A 15,561-nucleotide genomic window follows, 5' to 3' on the forward strand; every position below is an offset into this window, starting at 1 on the left:
GAAGGTTCCGCCACCGATATGGTCGGCCGCAATTATTTTCCTCCGCCGCCGGGGCGGGGGCATCCCGCTCGTTCAGCGCAGCCCGGCCTTGCTATTGGCCTTGGCCTTCGCCTGGGCATTGGCTTCGTAGGTGTGCCGCTTCGACCGCGCCGCCGCCTTGTCGCGATCGGGCTTGTCGCGGGTCGCCGTGGCCGACAGGCCGGCATTGGCGTTGGCCTTCACCTTGGCCTTGTCGCTCGCCCGATAGGCGTGGCGATCCGCGCGGGCATCGTCGCGGCGGTCCTTGCCGGTGGCCCGGGTCGTGGCCGTCGCGTCGAGGCCCGCATTGGCATTGGCGTGGCTGCGGCCGGTCAGCGAGGCGCGTTCATCGGCCATGCGGTCCGCGCGGGCGATATCGCGCCGCTCGAGCCCGCTGGTCCGCGCATCGAAGCCACGATCGAAATCCCCGGCGCGGCTGAAACCATCGCCGCCGACGCCGCCGCCCAGGCCGACACCGGCACCGCCGCCCGCACCGCCACCGATGCCGGCCCCGATACCGCCGCCCATTCCACCGCCGCCGCCGCCACGGCCCTGGCCATGCGCCGGCATGGCGGCGAGCGCCAATGCCGTCACGCTGCAAAGGATCAGGCTTTTCATCATCTCTCTCCCACAGAGTTTCCCCTGCCGGATGTCACAATGTCACGCGGCCTCGAATGTTCCGGTCCGGACCTTTCAGGGCAGCGTCAGCACCACCCGCACCTCGTCCCCTTCGCCGATCCCCTCGGCCTTGCGGACCTGGGCCTTGATCGGAAGGATGAAGCCGCCACCCTCGCGCTGCGGGAAGATCGAGGTTGCCCAGCGCGTGCCGCCGATCCGCGCTTCCACCTTGATCGATCCGAAGCCGCCCGTCCGCCCCAGCGCGGCGAAGCGGATCTCGGCGGCGGCCTGGCCGTCGATCGTCAGGAAATGCCAGCCCGAGGAGCGGGCCGCATTGGCCGGCCTCCACAGCCAGATGCGGCTCGTGACCTCGAAATTTTCGCCGCTGTCCATAGACCGGGAATGGCGCGGGACGCGGCCGGAATCAACCGCCCGGCGCGCGCCGCCCCGCCCTCAATCCGCCGGGAAGGCGGCGCGATGGCCGGCCGCCTTGGCGACCGCGCCATGGCGCATGACGAAATCGACCTGCTCCATCCGCGTCACATCCTCCAGCGGATTGCCGGCGATGGCGATGATGTCGGCATCCTTGCCGGGTTCGATGGTGCCGATCCGCTCGGCCCGGCCCAGCGCCTCGGCGGCGTTGACGGTCGCCGTCTTCAGCGCGGCGGCGGGAGTCATCCCGGCCTTCACCAGCAGCGCGAACTCGCGGGCATTTTCGCCATGCTTCGACACGCCGGTATCGGTGCCGAACGCCACCTTCACCCCGGCCGCGATCGCCTTGCTGTGGCTCGCCATCGCGGCGGCGGCGGCCTCCTCGGCCTTGGGGATGGTGGCGGGCGGCAGCAATCCGGCGCGCGCCTGCTGAAGCGCGGCCTGCGGCGCCAGCATCGTCGGCACCAGCCAGGCGCCCTTCGCCTTGAACAGCTTGATCGCCTCGTCATCGAGGAAGGAGCCATGATCGACCGTGTCGACCCCGGCGGCCAGCGCCGCCTTGGTGCCGGCGACGCCATGGCTGTGGGTGGCGACCTGGCGGCCAAGGCCGTGGGCGGTGTCGATGATCGCCTTCATCTCCTCATCGGTCATCGCCCGGCCGAGGCCGCCCGAGACGTTGGAGAGGACGCCGCCGGTGGACATATATTTGATCACCTGCGCGCCCAGCGCGACCTGCTGGCGCACCGCGCGGCGGCAATCGTCGGCGCCGTCGCAGGTGCTGACCTGCCGATGCAGCACCGCCTCGGCAAAGGGCTCGGCCAAGCCGTTCGACGCATCGGCATGGCCGCCCGAGACCGAGATGGAATTGCCGGCGTTGACGATCGTCGGTCCCTCGACATCGCCACGCTCGACGCCCTCGCGCAGCGCCCGCATGCCGCGCGCATTACCGCCCAGATCGCGCACCGTGGTGAAGCCGGCCTCCAGCGTGATCCGCGCGTTGGTCACCGCGTACATCATGTCGTCGGCATCGTCGCGGTTGAGCGCGGTCAGCCGGTCGCGCAGCGGATCGCCGCCGATACCCCAGAGGTGGACGTGCATGTCGATCAGCCCCGGCATCACGAAACGATCCTTGAGGTCGATCAGCCGCGCGCCGGGCTCGGCCGCCGCATAGCCGTCGCGTATCTCGGCGATCCTGCCGTCGCGGATGACAATCGTGCTGGGGCCGCGCGGCGGCTTGCCGGGTTCGGCGAGCAGGGTGCCGGCATGGATCATCGTCACCTTCGGCGCGGGAGCGCCCTGGGCAGCGAGCGGCGAGGCGGCGAGCAGGGCGAGGACGGCGGCGGTCAGGCGGCGCATGGAGGTCTCCCAATCTTCATTGTTGTCAGCAGGCTAGATCGGTTCGCCCGAGGAGGGAAGCCGGGGAAATGCGTGGGCCGCGACCGCACCGATATGCGACCGGAGGGATCGACGGATCGGGGCGGTCACCCCAGTTCCACCCGCCTTGTGATCCCGATGGCATCCAGGAACGCCTCATCGTGGCTGACCACCAGCAGCGCGCCGTCATAGGCACGCAGCCCGGCCTCGACCGCCGCGATCGAATTGAGATCGAGATGGTTGGTCGGCTCGTCGAGCAGCAGCAAAGGCGGCGGCGCTTCCCCGCCCAGCACGCAGGCGAGGCCGGCGCGCAGTCGCTGGCCGCCGCTCAGCGAACCGACGATCTGTTCGGCCGCCTCGGCGCGGAAGCCGAAGCGGGCGAGCGCGGCGCGACAGCCATTGACGGTGGCCTGCCGGTGGCGAAGCGCGAAATTGCCGGCGATCGACAGCGCGGGATCGAGCAGGCCGACATTCTGATCGAGCAGTGCGGAGGCGACCGGGCGGTGGACCGTGCCGGCCCAGGGCGCCAGCCGCCCATCGGCGATGGCGAGCAGCGTGCTCTTGCCCGACCCGTTGGGGCCGGTCAGCGCGATCCGCTCGGGACCGCGTATCTCAAGATCGAGGCCGTCAAGCAGCGGCCCCGCCGCCCGGTCATATCCCGCGGCTATGCCTGCAAGCCGCAGCACGACCCTGTCCGCCACCAGCCCGGTTCGCGCGAGATCGACCCGCACCGGGGTCAGCCGCTCGATCCGGGCGCGGGCGCCGGCAAGATCGGCCGCCGCCTCGTCGCGCTGGCGTTCGGCGAGACGGGCATTGGCGCCGCCGCTCTCCTCGGCGCGGCGCTGCATCGCGCCCAGCACGATCTTCGGCATGCCACCCTTGGCCGCCTTGCGCGCGCCGGCGGAATCGCGCCGCTGCTTGCGCTCCGCCGTCAGCTGCGCCTGTCGCGCTACCTCGGCCGATCGTCGCTCGGCATGGGCGAGATCGTGGCGCGCCGCCTCCAGCTCGATCGCCTTGCGCGCTTCATAGGCGGACCAGTTGCCGCCATAGCGGGTGGCGCCGAGGCTGGTCAGCTCGACGATCGCGTCCATATGGCCGAGCAGTTCGCGATCATGGCTGACGGTGATCGCACCGCCGCGCCAGTTCGACAGCAACGCGATCACCGCGTCGCGGCCTTCGCGATCGAGATGGTTGGTCGGCTCGTCGAGCAGCAGGAAATCGGGCCGGGCGAAGATCGCGGCGGCGAGCGCCGCACGGGTCCGCTGCCCGCCCGACAGCCGGATCAGCGGCGTCTCTGGTCCGACATCGAGCCCGACCGAGGCGAGCGCGGCGGCAAGGCGCGCCTCGACTTCCCAATCGGCGTCGGCCAGTTCGTCGATCGTCGCGATGCCGGCTTCGGCACGCGCCAGCAGCGCAAGCGCGGCGCGCACCCCGAACAGGTCGGCGATCGTCTCATCGGGCGCGACATCGACAATCTGGCGCAGGGTGCCGATCGTGCCGCTGATCGCGATACGGCCGGCGCGCGGGGCAAGCTCGCCCGCGATCAGCCGCAGCAAGGTCGTCTTGCCGACGCCGTTGCGGCCGACAATCGCGCAGCGCTCGGCCGTGAAGCCTAGATCGAGGCCCGAGAAAAGCGGCCGGCCGTCAGGCGTCGACCAGGCGAGGTTGGAAAGCGTGATGGAAGCGGACATGCGTGGAATCCCCGAAGGCAAGGCAGGATGGCATTGCGGTTCGGTGGAGGTTCATCGCGCTTGTCCCTGATGGCGCGGACGGCCCGCGCGGCCGGACCTATATAGGAGGGCGATGGTCGAGGCCAAGCTTTCCCATCGGCCGGGCTTCTGGCTAAGTTCCCTGCATGACCAACCTCCGACTCGCGCTCGCCGCCCTCACCCTCTTCCCCGCCGCCCCGCTGCTCGCCCAGGCCGCGCCACCACCGCCCGCCGCGCCCGCGCCCAAGCCGGCGACGGTGTTCGTCCGGATCACGACCAGCGAAGGGCCGATCCTGTTGGAGCTGGAAAAGGAGAAAGCACCGGTCACGGTCGCCAACTTCCTGAAATATGTCGACCTCAAGCGCTATGACGGGATCAGCTTCTACCGTGCCGTCGCGGTGCCCAACGAGCCCAGCCAGGGCTTCATCCAGGGCGGCATCCGCGAGGACGCCCGCAAGATATTGCCGCCGATCGCGCATGAATCGACGACGAAGACCGGCCTCCATCATACGAACGGCGCGATATCGATGGCGCGCAACGCGCCGGGCACCGCGACCTGCGACTTCTTCATCATCGTCGGCGACATGACCTATATGGACGCCAACCCCAGCGCCCCCGGCGACAACCAGGGCTATGCGGTGTTCGGCCATGTCGTCGAGGGGATGGACGTGGTGAAGAAGATCCTCGCCGCGCCGCGATCGCCGACGGCCGGGGTGGGCGTGATGAAGGGCCAGATGCTCGCGGCGCCGGTGAAGATCGTGACCGCGCGGCGGGCGACCGCGCCGGTGGCCAAGGCGCCGTAAATCGTGTCGCCCCGGCGGAGGCCGGGGCCGCAAGAGGCTCTTGCCTAACCTGACCGCAGGAGCCGATGACGGCCCCGGCCTCCGCCGGGGCGACGCGCAGGAGTGAAGCCTACCCCAGCACGTCCTTATGCTCTTCGCGGAGCAGGGCCTTCTGCACCTTGCCCATCGCGTTCTTGGGCAGCGCGTCGACGAACAGGATCGCGCGCGGCTGCTTGTAGCGGGCCAGCTGATCGGCCAGCCCCGCCTTGATCGCTTCGGCGTCCGAGAAACCGGGCTCGCGCGGGACGATCACCGCGACCGGGGCCTCGCCCAGTTCGCGATGGGGCACAGCGATCACCGCCGATTCGTGGACCTGGGGCAGTTCGTCGAGCGCGGTTTCGACCTCGGCCGGATAGACATTGTACCCGCCCGAGATGATCAGGTCCTTGGCGCGCCCGACCAGGCTGACATAGCCACGGGCATCGACGAAGCCGAGATCGCCCGAGACGAAGCGGCCGTCGCGGAACTCGGCCGCCGTCTTCTCCGGCATCCGCCAATAGCCCTGGAAGACGTTGGGGCCGGATATCTCGACCACGCCGACCTCGCCCTGCGGCATCTCCGCGCCGGTCTCGGGATCGGCGATGCGGATCGACACTCCCGGCAGCGGCACGCCGACGGTGCCTGCGATCCGATCCCCGTCATAGGGGTTGGAGATGTTCATGTTGGTCTCGGTCATGCCATAGCGTTCAAGGATGGCGTGGCCGGTGCGCTCGCGGAACTCGCGGTGGATATCGGCGGAGAGCGGCGCCGATCCCGAGACGAACAGCCGCATGTGCGCCACCAGATCGCCGGTGAAGCCGGGATCGTCGAGCAGGCGGATGTAGAAGGTCGGCACCCCCATCATCGTCGTCGCGCGCGGGAGTTGCGCCAGCACCTGCCTGGCGTCAAACTTCGCCAGGAAGATCATCGAGGCGCCGGCGGCGAGGATCGTGTTGGTGGCGACGAACAAGCCGTGGGTGTGGAAGATCGGCAGGGCGTGGAGCAGCACGTCCGCGCCCGTGAACCGCCACGCATCCTTCAGCATGAAGGCGTTGGAGCCGAGATTGTCGTGGCTCAGCATCGCCCCCTTGGAGCGCCCGGTGGTGCCCGATGTATAGAGGATCGCGGCAAGGTCCTTGTCGTCCCGCGCGACATCGTCGAAATGGCCGGGCTGCCCGGCCGCCTGCGCGGCCAGGCTTTCCAGCGTCGCGAACCTCGGCACGCCCGCCACCTCGGCCAGCGGCTCGATCGACGCCAGCGTGGCCGGATCGCAGACGAACAGCGCCGGTTCGGCATCGCGCATGAAATAGTCGAGCTCGCCTGCGGTATAGGCGGTGTTGAGCGGCAGGAAGACCGCCCCGGCGCGCAGCGCGCCGAGATAGAGCATCAGCATGTCGATGCTCTTTTCCGCCTGGACCGCGACCCGATCGCCGATCCCAACGCCCGCGGCGCGCAGCTGGTGTGCGAAGCCCGCCGAGCGGCGCCCGACATCGCCATAGGTGACGATGCCGCCATCGGGGAGATGGGCGAAGGGGGTTTCGGCGGAGGGGAAACCGGCGGCGAGGCGGGTGTAGAGATTGGCCATCCCCGCCCCTTAGCGGAGTGATCAGCGCGATTGAAGCGCCCCCGCCTCCCGCCCCATCCAGACCCGCATCAGCAGCGAGGCGGCGACCGTGGCGCTGGCGGCGGCAATCGCGCCGAACAGCGGCAGCAGCACCGCGAGCAGGAACGCGAACAGCGCCGCGCCCGCCAGCCTTATGCGCAGCACCGCGCCCGCCCGGCCATGCGCAACCAGCCGCGGTTCCAGCGCGAAGCCCGACAGGTCGATCGCGACGCCGACCGCGAGGATCGACAGCAGCCCCTGGGCGAAGCCATAATCCCGCCCGGCGAGCAGCATGATCAGCCAGGGGCCGCCCGCCACGCCGATCAGGATCACCGCGGCCGCCAGCCCCAGCGCGTAGCGGCTCACCCGCGCCATGACATGATCGAGCGTGGCGAGGTCCGCGCCGGCATGGAGCCGGGCCATTTCGGGATAGACGATCCGCGCGGCGATCTGGATCGGCCGGGCGAGCGCACGGGCGATCCTGGCGGCGATGCGATAGCCGCCCGCTGCCGCGGCCCCCGCCACACCACCGACCGCGAGCGTGCCGAGCTGTTCGGTCAGCAGGCCCAGCGTGCCGGCGGCGTTGGTGGTCAGCATGAAGCGCCAGATGCCCGCATTCTCCCGGTTCGCCCTATGCCACTGCCTGCGGCCCAGCGCGATCGGCAGGGGGGTGAGGGCCAGCGCCGCCGCCCAGGTCGCGGCATGCTGGGCGAGCGCGGCGGCGGCCCACGCGGCAAGGAACAGCTCGATCCCGCCGCCCGTGGCCCAGGCGACCAGCGATCCGGCCAGGCGCACCGATGGCCCCACCGCCTGCACATAGGCGATCAGCTCGAACCGATCGACGAGGCGCAGCATGCCGGTCGGCGTCGCCCCGATCGACAGCAGCAGCGCCACCCCGAACCAGGCGGCATGCTGCTGCTGGGCGGGGTTCCAATCCAGCCAGGCCGCGACCAGCGGCACCGCCAGCACCGCGGCCGCCGCCCCCAGCAGGGCGCCGACGATATCGAGCAGGGTGGTGAAGCCGAGCAGCCGGGCGAGCCGATCGCGGCGCCCCTTCGCCAGATGGATCATCCCGTAGCGGATCACCGTCTGCCAGGACTGGAGCTGCGCGACATTGGCGATGGCCTGCCCATAGGCCAGGATCAGCGAGAACAGGCCGAAGCCGGCAGGCCCCAGCGCCCGCGCCGCGACGCCGAGATAGACGAGGCTCGCCACCGCCTGGAAGCCGCGCCCGCCCAGCAGCCAGACGAGGTTGCGGCCCATCCGCGCGAACACCGCGCCGCCGCCTTGGGCTGCCGCCGCCGCCGTCATGCGGCGCTCCGCACCCCGCCCGCCATCTCCGCCAGCACATCCTCGATCAGCCCGCGATAGATGGCCGATGGCAGTGCGTAATCGCGCGCCCGATCGCCGGGACGCACCGCCGCGCCGGAAAGCTGGACATGGATCGCCGCCGCCAGCTCCTCGGCGCGCTCGCCACCGACCAGCAGGCCATGGCGGCCTTCGCCCAGCACCAGCGGCGCGTCACCCGCCAGCCGCGAGGCGATCACCGGCTTACCGACCGCCATCGCCTCGAGCAGCGCCAGCGACGAGCCCTCCCAGCGCGACGGCAGCACGAACAGCGCCGCACGCGCGGCCCAGGCGAAGACATTGCCGGTCTCCCCCGCCAGCAGAAAATCCTCGCCCAGTCCGGCCGCCTCGGCGCGCTGGAGCAGGCTGGAGCGCTCATCCGCGCTGCCGCCGCCGACGATGGCGAGGCGCAGCCGCCGGCCCTGCCGGGCGATTGCCACCGCATCGATCAGCAACTCGAAATTCTTCTGCGGGCGCAACCGGCCGATGCCGAGGACGACCGGCACATCCTCCTCGAACCAGCGATGCGGCGAGGGCGCCCGGGCCTGGGCGAGCGCATGATCGACATCGACCCCGCTCGGTATCTCCACCGCATGGCCCGTCTCCAGCGAGCGGGCGAGCATCGGCGCCCGGCCCAGCGCCGCGCCGACGATCGCGATCCGCGCCGCGTCCGCCACCAGCCGTTCCATCCAGCGCATCCGCAAGGCGCCGCGCAGGCCGTCGCCGCGCGTCACCGCGTTGCTGATGCGGTAGATACGGGGGAAGCGGCCAAGGCCCTGTGCGGCGATATGCGGGGTGGCGTGGCCGAGATTGCCCATCGATACGATCACGCCGGGCGGCTGCGTCTTCAGCCAGCGGCGCAGCGGCCAGGCGGCGGTTATCCGCGAGGCCGCAGGGCTGGCCGCCTCCTTCAGGATCACCGTCCGGTAGGGCGCCCGCTCCACCGCATCGCGGAAGAAGCCCTCGCCATGGCCGGCGACCAGGGTGGTATCGTGGAAGGCGGCGCAATGTTCGGCCAGCATCATCGCGTCGCGGGTCACACCGCTGGAGCGCAGATCGTGGATATAGATGATGATATGGCCCATGCGTCCCGGTCCGACCCGAAAACGTCATGCTAGCGGCGATATATGACGATCCCGCGAGCGCGACGGGACCCGGCATGGCAGGCTATAACCGATTCTATCATCTGAAGAAGGCATGGCCGCTGTTCCCCGGCATCGTCCGCCCGATCGCGGCGGCCTTCCTCGGGGATCATTATGCGCGGCGGCGGGCGCGGCGCGGCCGCTTACGCGCCGGGATCGACGCGCTGGTCGGCCTCGGCTTCCATCTGTGGATCCCGCGCCGGGCCGCGCTGGTGCAGCGGCGCTTCGGCTATGACGAGAACTGGCGCCGCCGGGCGATCGCGATCGCGCGGGCGCGCTTCGCCGATCCCAACGACATCGCGCTGTTCCGGATCGAGCAGGCCGAGCAGCTCGACCATTATATCCGCCGCTTCGAGGATGCCGCCATCAACAAGCGGATCAACCCGCTGGGCTGGACCGGCGACTGCGCGCTGGCCGACAAGCGCCGCTTCGCCGAGCGTTGCCGGATCGCCTGCCTGCCTCATGCCGAGACGGTCGCGATGGTCGAGGCCGGCCAGGTCCACATCCTCGCCGATCCCGCCGACCGGCCGCTGATCGCCAAGCCCGCCGACGGCGAGGGCGGCGACGGCGTCCGCATGCTGGGGTCGATCGCCGACGCGCCCACGCTGATGGCGCGGCTGCGCGGGATACGGCACCCGACCATCGTCCAGCCGCTGATCAGGGTTCATCCCGAGCTGGCCGACATCGCGCTGGGCGCGCTGCCCACCGTGCGGATCGTGTCGATCCTGGACGAGGCGGGCCGGCCCGAGGTGGTGAGCGCCACCTTCCGCTGCGCCTCCGACCCGCGCGCGCGGGTCGACAATATGAAGGCCGGCGGGCTGATCGTGCCGGTCGACCTGACCGACGGGCGTCTCGGCCTCGCCTGCTTCGGCTATGGCGGCCATGATCATGACATCCATCCCGCGACCGGCGCGCCGATCGCCGGACGGACCCTGCCCGGCTGGGCCGAGGCGATCACCCTCGTCACCGGAGCGCATTGCGCCGCCTTTGCCGATTATGCGCTGATCGGCTGGGACGTGGCGCTGACCGGGCAAGGCCCCGTGCTGATCGAGGGCAATGGCAAGCCCGGCGTGCTGATGCCGCAGCGCGCCGCCCGGCGCGGCCTGGGCGAAAGCTGCTACGGCGCGCTGCTCGCCCACCATCTCGCAACCAAATCGTAGCCGTGCCGTCACGCCGCCGCCCCATGCGGGTAACAAGCCCGGCCTAGACCCGTCGCGATCGGCGTACCGCCGGGCTGGAGACACGACATGACCCGCAACGCGGCGCCCCGCGCGCTTCCCGCGGCGACGAAGCGCGCCCTCAAGATCCTGTTCATCGCCAAGCATGTGCATTGGGAAGGCGGGCTGCACCCCAGCGACGGCACCCATGCCACCTATCACCGCGAGATGCGCGCCGTGCTGGAGGGGATCGGCGTCGATCTCCAGCTGGCCGATAGCTATGAGGCGCTGTTCGCCGCCCCCGATGCCGACTTCGTCTTCCCGCTGCTCAACCGGGGCGGCTTCCTCAATTCGGAGATGCTGCTGCCGCTGCTGTGCGAGCGTTCGGGCATCCCCTATCTGGGGGCCAGCCCGATCCTGCGCGGACTTTCCGACGACAAGCATCTTTCCAAGCGCGTCGCCGCCGCGCGCGGCCTGCCGACCGCGCCCTGGGCGATGTTCCGCCATGGCGTGCCGGCCGACCTGTCGATCGTCCCGCCGGCGCGCAAATGGGTGGTCAAGCCCAACGCATCATCGGCCAGCTGGGGGATCAGCGCCGCCCATGACCATGCCGATATCGCGGCTGCGGTGGGCAAGATCCACAAGGAGGGCCATGACGCGATCGTCGAGCCCTTCATCCCCGGCCATGACATCGAGGTGTGCGTCATCACCCTCGACGGCGCGCCGTTCATCCTGCCGGTCCAGATGGTCGAGCAGCATGATCCGAACTATCTGCGCACCTATCTGGAGAAGCGGAACCTGGTCGACGGCCAGGCCTATGACATCCGCCCGCTGACCGACGAGCGCATCCTGCGCGAGGCCGAGCGCCAGTCGCTGGAGATGATGCGCGAGTTCCTGCCCTTCGACTATGGCCGCTTCGAGTATCGGCTGGACCACAGGACCGGCGAACTGAGCTTCATGGAGGTCAACCTCAACTGCAACCTCTGGTCGCGGAAGACGATCGCGATCGCGGCGGCGCAGCTCGGCTGGAGCCATGCCGAACTGATCGAGACGATCCTGACCGAGAGTCTCGCCCGCCAGGGCCTGCTCGCAAGGACCTATGACCGTGTCGCGGCATGACGGCGGCTTCACCGCGATCATCCTGGCGGCGCAGCGCGCGGGCCAAATCGATCCGCTCGCCGAGGCCGTGGGGCTCTCGCACAAATGCCTGGTGCCGATCGCGGGCGCTCCGCTGATCGCGCATGCCGCCGCCGCGCTGTCGGCGACGCCAGGCTGCCGCCGGCTGATCGTGGTGGTCGAGCCGGCGATGTTCATGGCCGTCCGCCAGGTGCTGCGCGACGGGCCGCCGCCGGTCGATTTCGTCGCGGCGGCGGACAATCTGGCAGACAGCGTGTTCGCGGCGGCCGACGGGATCGATGGCCCGATGATCGTCACCACGGCCGACAATGTGCTGCTGACCTCCGGCGCGGTGGAGGCGATGCTCGCCGCGCTCGCGGGTGGCGCGGAGGTGGCGGTGGCGATGGCGAACAAGGCGTCGGTGCTGGCGGCGCATCCCGAGGGACAGCGCCGCTTCTACCGCTTCCGCGACGACGACTATTCGAACTGCAACCTCTACGCCTTCGGCGGCGGCCCGGCGGTAAAGGCGGCCGAGGCCTTCCGCAGCGGCGGGCAGTTCGCGAAGAAGACGTCGCGCCTGATCGCGGCGGTCGGCCTGGTCAACGTGCTGCTGATGGCGATGGGGCGGCTTTCGCTGAAGGGCGCGCTGGCCCGGCTCGGCAAGCGGCTGGGGCTGCGGCTGGAGCCGGTGCTGCTGGCCGACGGCGCCCATGCGATCGACGTCGACAATGAACGCACCTATCGCTGCGCCGCGCTGCTGCTGGAGCGGCGCGAGGGGCTGGCGACCGATCAGGTCCAGGCGCGCGCTGCCTGAACCTGTTCAGGCCGGCTTCTTCCTGAGCAGTGCAGAGCGAAGGCACTGGCAGGTGATCTGGTCGCGCTGGTTGATCAGATGGTGCCGGAAGGTGACGATGCCCGCATCGGGGCGCGACTTCGACTCGCGCAGCTCGACGACTTCGGTGGTCGCGCGCATCGTGTCGCCGATGAACACCGGGTTCGGCATCACCAGCTTGTCATAGCCGAGATTGGCGACGAGCGTCCCGAGGGTGGTGTCGCCCACCGACAGGCCGACCATCAGCGCGAAGGTGAAGGTGCCGTTGACGAGGATCTGGCCGAACTCGCTCGCCTTCGCCGCCTCCACGTCGATGTGGAGCGGCTGCGGATTGTGCGTCATCGTGGAGAAGAGCAGGTTGTCGGTCTCGGTGACCGTCCGCCTGATCTCATGCTCCATGCTGTCGCCGACCTGCCATTCGTCGAACCACCGACCCGCCATCTTCCGCTCCTATCCGATATGCGGTGGGCTAGCCGATGCGCGGGGCGAGCGACAATCGAAAGATCGGCAGAAGCATATAGAGATTGTCTATGAACGGCCGCTCCGGGCAAGCAGCGCTTCGGCCTGCTTGAGATGGGGCCGGTCGATCATCTTGCCGTCGAGCTTCAGGGCGCCCGCGCCGGGATTGGCGGCGAACATGTCGACCACCGCGCGGGCGTGGGCGATCTCCTCCTCGCTGGGGGTGAAACCGGCGTTGATGATCGCGACCTGGGCGGGGTGGATCGCCATCATGCCGGTGAAGCCGTCGCGCCGGCCGCGCGCGACATAGGCGGCGAGGCCATCGGTATCGGCGATGTTCGGATAGACCGTCTCGATCGCGGCGGTGCCGGCCGCGTGCGCGGCGAACAGCACGAGCGAACGGACCGTTTCATAGGGCGCGGTATAGCTGCCGTCAGGATTGCGGGCGGTGGCCGCGCCGATCGCGGCGGGCAGATCCTCGGCGCCCCAGGTCAGGCCGGCGAGCTGGCCTCCCACCTCCCCATAGCTGCCCAGCGCGAACACCGCGGCGGGCACCTCGCTGGCGATCGGCAGCACCGGGGGCAGCGGGCCGCCCGCCATGTCGGCAAGCTGGCGCAGGGAAACGGCACCCAGGGCCTTGGGCAGCATGATCCCGTCGGGCCGGGCGCCGAGCACCGCGTCCAGATCGGCGCGGACATGCTCCGAATCGAGCGGGTTGATCCGCACGAAACAGGGGACCTCGCCGCGATCGGTCAGCCAGGCCGCGACCGCGGCACGCGCCGCCGGCTTGTTCTCCGGCGCCACCGAATCCTCCAGGTCGAGGATCAGCGCGTCGGCGCCGCTGGCGGCGGCCTTGGGGAAACGTTCCGGCCGGTCGCCGGGAACGAACAGGAAGGATTTGAGCGAGATCGTCATGGCCGACGCCATTGCGCGCACCGCGCGCCATGGCAAGCATCAATTCGGAGCAAGGTGTCAGCGCGGGGCGGGCAGGACCAGCACGGGATCGAGATAACGGCCCTCGGGCGGACCGGCGAGAACGGCCATGACCGGCGCGAAGGCCTCCTTGCCAAGCGCGGCGCCGGCGGCCTTATGGTCGTCGACCGAGGCCCAGTGCTCGACGAAGATGAAGGTCGCGGGATCGGCGGGATCGGCGAACAGCTCGACCTTCTCGCATCCGGCGAGGGGCGCGACGAGGCCCGCGAGGTCGGTCAGCACCGCCTTCAGCTCGTCCCCGCGTCCTGCGGCGGCCTGCATGCGATAATGGCGAAGCACGGTCATCTTTCCCTCCTGTCGGTCGAGCTTGAGTAGGCGGCGCACATCGCCCCTGCAAGCCAGCGGCTATCCGGCGATTCCACGGAAAAGGGCGGAACTGCGGCCGGCTGCGCAACCCTGTCCGCCGCTCTTCGTTCTGCTTCCATCACACTGAGGAGAGAAAGATGCCCGTCGATACGCACGCGCTGAAGCAGCATATGTGGGACAAGCTGACCCAGAGCCCCTTCATGATGGTGGGCCTGCACGAGCCGCACATGCATTCGGCGCCGCTGACCGCGCAGCTCGACAAGGATCAGGTGGACACCATCTGGTTCTTCGTCGCCCGCGACAACCGGCTGACCAGCGGCGGCCCGGCGATGGCGCAGTTCATGTCCAAGGGACATGACTATTTCGCCTGCCTTTCGGGCACGATCAGCGTCAGCAACGACCGGGCGATGATCGACAAGCTGTGGTCGCGTGCGGTGGAAGCCTGGTTCCCCGGAGGCAAGGACGATCCGGACCTGACGCTGATCCGCTTCGACATCGACGATGCCGAATTGTGGGAGGCCGACATGAGCCTGACCGGCAAGCTGAAACTGCTGTTCGGCGGCCGCATCCGCGCCGATGAGGAAGGTTCGCACGCGCGGGTTTCCGACACGATCGTCTGACCGCTTCTTGCCAAGGGCCGGGCAGTGCTAGCAAGGCGCCATGGATGCCGAATCCCTGCGCCTCGACCCGGCCCTGCTCGCCCTTCCCTGGAGCGGCGAGCCCCAGCTCGCCGGCATCGTCAACCTCGATGCGGCGGGCGACGCCCCGGAAACGCTGATCGCGCCGCCCTTCCCGCTGATCGGCGTCGGGGATCCCGCCCATCCGCTGGCGCGGCAGGTGGATGCCGTCATCGAAGCGCCGGTGACGCTGGACGGCGTGCTGCGCAACATGGCCGCCCGCCCCAGGACGGCGGCAGTGGTCGTGAAATTGCTGTGCGGTATTGAGGGCCTCCCGTTCGAGCGCGCGCTGGCGTGGGAATCGATGGCCTTCGCGATGCTGCAGGGCAGTGCCGAACATGCCGCATGGCTGGCGCGACAATCCGCCGGCGAGGCGATGCCCGCCGGCCGGATTGACGTGCGGCGCGAGGGCGAGCGTCTGGAGCTACGGATCGACCGGCCCGAAGCGCGCAACGCAATAGACCGGGAGATGCGCGACGCGCTGTTCGAAGCCTTCACCCTGGCGGCGCTGGACCCCGGCATCCGCCATATCCGCCTGACCGGGGCGGGCGACAGCTTTTCGATGGGTGCGGACCTGGCCGAGTTCGGCACGACCCGCGATCCTGCCACCGCCCACCTGATCCGCGCCGCCACCCTGCCCGCCCATATGATCGCGCGCTGCGCCGATCGGCTGGAGGCCCATGTCCAGGGCGCCTGCGTCGGATCGGGGCTGGAGATGGCCGCCTATGCCCGGCGCCTGACCGCCAGCGCCGATGCCTGGTTCCAGCTGCCCGAGCTGGCAATGGGGATCTTGCCCGGCGCAGGCGGCTGCGTCTCGCTCAGCCGCCGTATCGGCCGCCAGCGCACCGCGCTGCTGATCCTGTCCGGCAAGCGCATCAACGCCCGAACGGCGCTGGGCTGGGGGCTGGTGGACGACGTGGTGGGGTAGCCGACGCTCTCCCGGACGGGTGGATGCTG

General features: G+C 69.9%; 16 protein-coding genes. 6 read left to right on the forward strand and 10 right to left on the reverse strand.

Annotated elements, in window-relative coordinates; all coding sequences use genetic code 11:
* Positions 1-72: 72 nt before the first annotated feature.
* The 4 genes from CMV14_RS26625 to CMV14_RS00270 form a co-directional block, all read right to left on the reverse strand.
* Positions 73-636 (reverse strand): hypothetical protein, encoded by a 564-nt coding sequence (locus CMV14_RS26625; RefSeq protein ID WP_176488975.1) that lies wholly within the window; start codon positions 634-636, stop codon positions 73-75.
* 75 nt (positions 637-711) lie between these two features.
* Positions 712-1,029: a DUF1905 domain-containing protein gene (locus tag CMV14_RS00260; RefSeq protein WP_066964721.1), complete on the reverse strand. Its 318-nt coding sequence runs from the start codon at positions 1,027-1,029 to the stop codon at positions 712-714.
* A gap of 60 nt (positions 1,030-1,089) precedes the next feature.
* On the reverse strand, positions 1,090-2,424 hold the full coding sequence (locus CMV14_RS00265) for a metal-dependent hydrolase family protein (RefSeq protein WP_066964719.1): 1,335 nt from the start codon (positions 2,422-2,424) through the stop codon (positions 1,090-1,092).
* Between the two features lie 125 nt (positions 2,425-2,549).
* Complete coding sequence (locus CMV14_RS00270; RefSeq protein ID WP_066964716.1) at positions 2,550-4,133, reverse strand: ATP-binding cassette domain-containing protein; 1,584 nt, start codon at positions 4,131-4,133, stop codon at positions 2,550-2,552.
* Positions 4,134-4,297: 164 nt separating this feature from the next.
* Between CMV14_RS00270 and CMV14_RS00275 the strand changes: the two genes are divergently transcribed.
* A complete protein-coding gene (locus CMV14_RS00275; RefSeq protein ID WP_066964714.1) occupies positions 4,298-4,954 on the forward strand; it encodes a peptidylprolyl isomerase in 657 nt (218 codons plus the stop codon).
* Between the two features lie 109 nt (positions 4,955-5,063).
* Here CMV14_RS00275 and CMV14_RS00280 read toward each other — a convergent pair whose 3' ends face one another.
* The 3 genes from CMV14_RS00280 to CMV14_RS00290 are packed head-to-tail and all read right to left on the reverse strand — an operon-like array spanning position 5,064 to position 9,007.
* Positions 5,064-6,557: a malonate--CoA ligase gene (locus CMV14_RS00280; protein WP_066964712.1), complete on the reverse strand. Its 1,494-nt coding sequence runs from the start codon at positions 6,555-6,557 to the stop codon at positions 5,064-5,066.
* Between the two features lie 21 nt (positions 6,558-6,578).
* Positions 6,579-7,886 carry a lipopolysaccharide biosynthesis protein gene (locus CMV14_RS00285; RefSeq protein ID WP_066964710.1) on the reverse strand — a complete coding sequence of 436 codons (1,308 nt, stop codon included), beginning with the start codon at positions 7,884-7,886 and terminating at the stop codon, positions 6,579-6,581.
* Positions 7,883-9,007 (reverse strand): glycosyltransferase, encoded by a 1,125-nt coding sequence (locus tag CMV14_RS00290; RefSeq protein ID WP_066964708.1) that lies wholly within the window; start codon positions 9,005-9,007, stop codon positions 7,883-7,885. The genes CMV14_RS00285 and CMV14_RS00290 overlap by 4 nt, the downstream gene beginning before the upstream one ends.
* A 26-nt stretch (positions 9,008-9,033) precedes the next feature.
* On the opposite strand from CMV14_RS00290, the gene CMV14_RS00295 reads away from it, so the two are divergent.
* The 3 genes from CMV14_RS00295 (at position 9,034) to CMV14_RS00305 (ending at position 12,151) form a co-directional block, all read left to right on the forward strand.
* Complete coding sequence (locus tag CMV14_RS00295) at positions 9,034-10,224, forward strand: sugar-transfer associated ATP-grasp domain-containing protein (protein ID WP_238147140.1); 1,191 nt, start codon at positions 9,034-9,036, stop codon at positions 10,222-10,224.
* Between the two features lie 87 nt (positions 10,225-10,311).
* Positions 10,312-11,340: a D-alanine--D-alanine ligase family protein gene (locus CMV14_RS00300; protein ID WP_066964706.1), complete on the forward strand. Its 1,029-nt coding sequence runs from the start codon at positions 10,312-10,314 to the stop codon at positions 11,338-11,340.
* Complete coding sequence (locus CMV14_RS00305; RefSeq protein ID WP_083215909.1) at positions 11,327-12,151, forward strand: NTP transferase domain-containing protein; 825 nt, start codon at positions 11,327-11,329, stop codon at positions 12,149-12,151. The genes CMV14_RS00300 and CMV14_RS00305 overlap by 14 nt, the downstream gene beginning before the upstream one ends.
* 6 nt (positions 12,152-12,157) lie before the next feature.
* Here the strand turns inward: CMV14_RS00305 and CMV14_RS00310 are convergent, their stop codons facing one another.
* The 3 genes from CMV14_RS00310 to CMV14_RS00320 all read right to left on the reverse strand — a co-directional run bounded on the left by CMV14_RS00310 (position 12,158) and on the right by CMV14_RS00320 (position 13,906).
* Positions 12,158-12,610: a MaoC family dehydratase gene (locus CMV14_RS00310; protein WP_066964699.1), complete on the reverse strand. Its 453-nt coding sequence runs from the start codon at positions 12,608-12,610 to the stop codon at positions 12,158-12,160.
* Between the two features lie 87 nt (positions 12,611-12,697).
* Positions 12,698-13,537 carry an HpcH/HpaI aldolase/citrate lyase family protein gene (locus CMV14_RS00315; protein WP_066964810.1) on the reverse strand — a complete coding sequence of 280 codons (840 nt, stop codon included), beginning with the start codon at positions 13,535-13,537 and terminating at the stop codon, positions 12,698-12,700.
* 63 nt (positions 13,538-13,600) lie between these two features.
* Entirely contained in the window at positions 13,601-13,906 is a 306-nt protein-coding gene (locus tag CMV14_RS00320) for a putative quinol monooxygenase (RefSeq protein WP_066964808.1), read from the reverse strand.
* Positions 13,907-14,064: 158 nt separating this feature from the next.
* Here CMV14_RS00320 and CMV14_RS00325 point away from each other — a divergent pair, with 158 nt between their 5' ends.
* Complete coding sequence (locus tag CMV14_RS00325; protein WP_066964697.1) at positions 14,065-14,547, forward strand: pyridoxamine 5'-phosphate oxidase family protein; 483 nt, start codon at positions 14,065-14,067, stop codon at positions 14,545-14,547.
* Between the two features lie 40 nt (positions 14,548-14,587).
* Entirely contained in the window at positions 14,588-15,532 is a 945-nt protein-coding gene (locus CMV14_RS00330) for an enoyl-CoA hydratase/isomerase family protein (protein ID WP_066964695.1), read from the forward strand.
* The last annotated feature ends 29 nt before the right edge of the window (positions 15,533-15,561 follow it).

The organism is Rhizorhabdus dicambivorans (assembly GCF_002355275.1).
In the GTDB taxonomy this organism is placed as follows: Bacteria; Pseudomonadota; Alphaproteobacteria; order Sphingomonadales; family Sphingomonadaceae; genus Rhizorhabdus; species Rhizorhabdus dicambivorans.

Bases quoted from the DNA above. Each gene is read 5' to 3' on its own strand.
- CMV14_RS26625 (WP_176488975.1), bottom strand. From the start codon at position 636: ATGAAAAGCCTGATCCTTTGCAGCGTGACGGCATTGGCGCTCGCCGCC.
- CMV14_RS00260 (WP_066964721.1), bottom strand. From the start codon at position 1,029: ATGGACAGCGGCGAAAATTTCGAGGTCACGAGCCGCATCTGGCTGTGG.
- CMV14_RS00265 (WP_066964719.1), bottom strand. From the start codon at position 2,424: ATGCGCCGCCTGACCGCCGCCGTCCTCGCCCTGCTCGCCGCCTCGCCG.
- CMV14_RS00270 (WP_066964716.1), bottom strand. From the start codon at position 4,133: ATGTCCGCTTCCATCACGCTTTCCAACCTCGCCTGGTCGACGCCTGAC.
- CMV14_RS00275 (WP_066964714.1), top strand. From the start codon at position 4,298: ATGACCAACCTCCGACTCGCGCTCGCCGCCCTCACCCTCTTCCCCGCC.
- CMV14_RS00280 (WP_066964712.1), bottom strand. From the start codon at position 6,557: ATGGCCAATCTCTACACCCGCCTCGCCGCCGGTTTCCCCTCCGCCGAA.
- CMV14_RS00285 (WP_066964710.1), bottom strand. From the start codon at position 7,886: ATGACGGCGGCGGCGGCAGCCCAAGGCGGCGGCGCGGTGTTCGCGCGG.
- CMV14_RS00290 (WP_066964708.1), bottom strand. From the start codon at position 9,007: ATGGGCCATATCATCATCTATATCCACGATCTGCGCTCCAGCGGTGTG.
- CMV14_RS00295 (WP_238147140.1), top strand. From the start codon at position 9,034: ATGCTAGCGGCGATATATGACGATCCCGCGAGCGCGACGGGACCCGGC.
- CMV14_RS00300 (WP_066964706.1), top strand. From the start codon at position 10,312: ATGACCCGCAACGCGGCGCCCCGCGCGCTTCCCGCGGCGACGAAGCGC.
- CMV14_RS00310 (WP_066964699.1), bottom strand. From the start codon at position 12,610: ATGGCGGGTCGGTGGTTCGACGAATGGCAGGTCGGCGACAGCATGGAG.
- CMV14_RS00320 (WP_066964808.1), bottom strand. From the start codon at position 13,906: ATGACCGTGCTTCGCCATTATCGCATGCAGGCCGCCGCAGGACGCGGG.
- CMV14_RS00325 (WP_066964697.1), top strand. From the start codon at position 14,065: ATGCCCGTCGATACGCACGCGCTGAAGCAGCATATGTGGGACAAGCTG.
- CMV14_RS00330 (WP_066964695.1), top strand. From the start codon at position 14,588: ATGGATGCCGAATCCCTGCGCCTCGACCCGGCCCTGCTCGCCCTTCCC.